The sequence below is a fragment of the Nonomuraea turkmeniaca genome (assembly GCF_005889735.1).
Lineage (GTDB): Bacteria > Actinomycetota > Actinomycetes > Streptosporangiales > Streptosporangiaceae > Nonomuraea > Nonomuraea turkmeniaca.
This window is the reverse complement of sequence record NZ_VCKY01000575.1, coordinates 1-758: the sequence shown is the minus strand read 5'-3', so window position 1 is coordinate 758 and position 758 is coordinate 1. Positions and strand designations below refer to the sequence as shown.

Sequence of the window (758 nt, the reverse complement as noted above, 5' to 3'; positions counted from 1 at the left end):
GCCTCCTGGCCGTTCCTTCTTGTCCTCAGCCTTGGCCGTCTGGTCTCGAGCGGTTGTGTGCAGGGAGCGCCGGATGCGGAGGCCGGCGCTCCCTGCGGGCCTGGCGTCTACGCCGCCGCGCGCTCCTCGGTTGTCAGCGGCTCGGCGTTCTGGCCTTCTTCGTCTCCGGGGACGGCGTCGTTTGCGCTGTCCGGGCCCAAGACACGGACGGTTTGGCTTTCGGTGGGGGCGGAGCCGACGCGGGTGAGGGAGCGTAGGGGTCGGGTGCCCATGGCCCAGTCCTCGGTTTCCTCGTCGAGGCGGTCACGCATCTCCTTGCTCATCGCGGTCACGCCGCCGCCTCGCTCCGGCTTGGTGAAGACGCCAGTGCCCCAGCGCAGGTCGTGGCCCACCGCGCTGGCCTCGATCTCGGGCATGAAACGGCGGTCGCCCTCCTGGCCGAACTCGCGGATGCGGAGCCTGCCCGACACCACCACCGGCTGTCCTGCACGTACGGACGTGGCGACGTTTTCTCCCAGGGCGCGCCAGCAGCGGACCGTGAAGCAGACCCGGTCCCCGTCTGTCCACTGGCCTGTCTTCTTGTCGAAGTAGCGGTGTGAGGTGAGCACCTTCAGGGAGGTGACCCGGAGGCCGTCCTCGAAGGTGTATTGCCTGGGCTCTGCTGCGACGTTGCCGGTGAGCGTGATGTAGATGTCGTTCATCCCGTGCCTCCCATGTGGCGGGCGGGCTGCCCGCGACCTGGCACTAAAGTGCCGGAC

General features: G+C 68.7%; 1 protein-coding gene. It reads right to left on the bottom strand.

From position 1 onward, the window contains the following. Window positions 1–107: 107 nt before the first annotated feature. A complete protein-coding gene (locus tag ETD86_RS54605; RefSeq protein ID WP_138674421.1) occupies window positions 108–701 on the bottom strand; it encodes a single-stranded DNA-binding protein in 594 nt (197 codons plus the stop codon). Window positions 702–758 lie beyond the last annotated feature (57 nt).

Excerpts from the sequence above, each read along its gene's own strand:
- ETD86_RS54605 (WP_138674421.1), bottom strand. The coding sequence starts at position 701 with ATGAACGACATCTACATCACGCTCACCGGCAACGTCGCAGCAGAGCCC.